General features: G+C 75.0%; 3 protein-coding genes. 1 reads left to right on the plus strand and 2 read right to left on the minus strand.

Translation table 11 applies throughout. From position 1 onward, the window contains the following. Positions 1-1,048: hypothetical protein (locus H5J30_RS27260; protein ID WP_181789974.1), on the plus strand; the 1,048-nt coding region annotated here is incomplete at its 5' end. A 31-nt stretch (positions 1,049-1,079) separates the two neighbouring features. Here the strand turns inward: H5J30_RS27260 and H5J30_RS27265 are convergent. Next, the gene (locus tag H5J30_RS27265; RefSeq protein ID WP_181789975.1) at positions 1,080-2,087 is read right to left on the minus strand and encodes a glycoside hydrolase family protein; all 1,008 of its coding nucleotides are present in this window, start codon (positions 2,085-2,087) and stop codon (positions 1,080-1,082) included. 138 nt (positions 2,088-2,225) lie between these two features. Further along, the coding region (locus H5J30_RS27270) for a hypothetical protein (protein ID WP_181789976.1) at positions 2,226-2,459 on the minus strand (234 nt) is incomplete at its 5' end.

Below are 2,459 nucleotides of genomic sequence, written 5' to 3' on the forward strand. Positions count from 1 at the left end.
TACCGCCGCCGACGCCTGGCGCGCCGCACCCCCGGTCGACCGGCCGCGCGGCGGGATCTCCGTCGTCCACGCCGGCCGCGCCGGCGACCGCGACGTGGTCGTCCTGCTCGACGAGACCGGCCTCGGCAGCGCCTACGCGCGCCCCGCGGACGGCGACGGGGCCGTGGAGTGGGTCACGCCGATCGGCTCGGCGGCGGACGACGGGACCCCCGCGCGGGTCGCCGCCCGGTCGCTGCTGCTCGGGCCCGCCGACGGGCCCGGCGACATCTGGGTGGGCGGCTCGTCGCCCACGGGCTTCGCGGCCGCGGTACTCGACGGGGACGACGTGCGGTGGCGGCCGGTCGACGTCGCGGACGGGGTGGCGCTCGACGTACCGGAGGCCGACCCGGACGGTTGCGGGCTGCGGGTCGTCGCCGACCGGAGCCGCGGGCTCGTCCACGCCGTACGGTCCGGGCGCAGCCCCGTCGGGGCCGTGCTGCAGGGCGACGTGCGGCCCCTGGACGCCGCCGGCCGCCGGCCCCCCGAGGAACGGCCGCGCGTGGGGGAGCGGGAACCCGGCGCCGCGCAGCTGCGGTTGCTGTCCCGGCTCGCCTGCGTCGACAAGAGCGAGACGCGGGAGCCGCTGACCGGCCTCTGGTACGTCTCGGAGCTGTGGCGCGGCGAACTGCCCGCGGGCGGCACCGGTTCGCTCCTCACCCTGGGCACCGGCGAGGAGAACCTGCTGCTGCTCGCCTCGGACGACCGCGACCGGGGCGGCTTCGCCCTCCGCGGCGACGCGCCGGGCACGCTGTGGCGCGACGCCGCGGTGGCGTCCTGGTACGACCGGACGGACCCGGCCGGGGAGGGCCCGTACCGGCACTGGATCGTGGTCGTGGGCACGCAGGAGGTCGAGCGGATCGAGGTCGTCCTCGGCGACGGCAGGCGGATCGCCGGACAGGGCCGGTATCTGGCCGTCGACCTGGAGGAGTACGGGATCGACAGCGGCACGACGGCGTACGAGGTGACGGCGGTGGACGGCGACGGGGACCCGGTGCGGGTGCTGCGCTAGCCGGCCCGCCGCCCCCTCCGCGTGCCGCGCGTCAGCCGCGGGCCATGGCGATGACCCCGGAGAGGCGTTCGCCGGCCTCGTAGATCATGTACGGCACGCCGCGGTCGGTGCCGAACGCGGGTGCCGCGGCGCGGCCGTTCTCGGGTCCAGTGGAGCGGGAGTCGTAGAAGATCCCGAGGTGGTTGCGGCGGGAGAAGTCGGCGCCGACCTCGGTGACGAGGATGTTCCCGCCACTGCCCTTGTCGGTGTGGTAGACGACGTACGCGCTGCCGCCGCGCTCCAGCAGGTGCGCGCCGGAGACGTCGGAGGCGCCGACGGCGGCGTGGTCGATGAGCGGCGCGGGGTCGAACGTCCAACTGCGCCCGTCGGCGGACCAGCCCCAGCCGATGTCCCGGTGGTTGGTGCGGTCGTTGCGCATGAACAGCATGACGTAGTGGGCGCCGCGGCCCGGCAGTTCGTACGGGAAGACGCGCGCGTAGGAGGTCTCGGTGGTGCCGGCGGGGAGCATGGCGGTGGTCAGCACGGTCTTGTCGTACGTGAAGCCGATGCCGTCCTTGGAGCGGGCGAGCCGGGTGGTGTTGTTCTCGCCGTGGAAGTAGAGCCACAGCTCGCGGCGCCCGGCGTGCCACATGACGTGGGGCGAGGAGACGTGGCTGACGCTGTAGTGCGGGGCCCAGACGTTCTTGACGACCGGGTTGCGCGGGTACTCGGTGAACGGCCCCTCCAGGGAGTCGCCGTGGGCGAGGCAGATGCCGCCGGGGTTCTCGTGGGGGGCGTAGTAGAGGTAGTAGCGGCCGAGCGGGGCGGGGAGGCGGTCGTAGACGCCGCGTACGCAGGGGAAGATGATCTCGCCGCTGGGGTTGTAGGAGAGCTGCCCGGGGACGAGCAGGGTGCGCACGTGGCGGTAGTCCGGAAACCCGCCGGGCGCGGCGGCCGCGGGCGCGGCGGCGGGTCCGCCGAGGGCGAGCACGCTCCCGCCGGCGGTGACGGCGGACGCGGCGGAGGCGGTGCGCAGGAAGCGGCGGCGGTCGAGTGTCATGGCGTGGGGGCTCCTTGTCGGCGACGCGTTGGTAATACGCATTAGCTCAAGGGCGTGAGTCCGGAGGGCAGGTGCCTGTGTGGATGCCAGGACTGTGCCGCCGTCCGCTTGGGGCCGTCAAGGGAACCCGCAAGCTAATCACGGGTAATAACCCCGGCGGGGTACGGATCCTGCCGAACCGCCCGCGGACGCCTGGGCGTTCGCGCCCGGCTGCGCCTCCGGGCAGGGGTGGTAGCCCGTGTTCCGTTCGATCAGGCGGGCCCCGGCCGTGTGCCGGGCGGCCCGCTCGGGGTCGCCCGTGGCCCCCGCTATCGCCGCCAGTGCCGTCAGGGCCCGGTGCTCCGTCAGGGCCAGGTCCAGCTCGCGGGCCGT

The sequence above is a fragment of the Streptomyces phytophilus genome (assembly GCF_013870535.1).
Lineage (GTDB): Bacteria > Actinomycetota > Actinomycetes > Streptomycetales > Streptomycetaceae > Streptomyces > Streptomyces phytophilus.

Excerpts from the sequence above, each read along its gene's own strand:
- H5J30_RS27265 (WP_181789975.1), bottom strand. The coding sequence starts at position 2,087 with ATGACACTCGACCGCCGCCGCTTCCTGCGCACCGCCTCCGCCGCGTCC.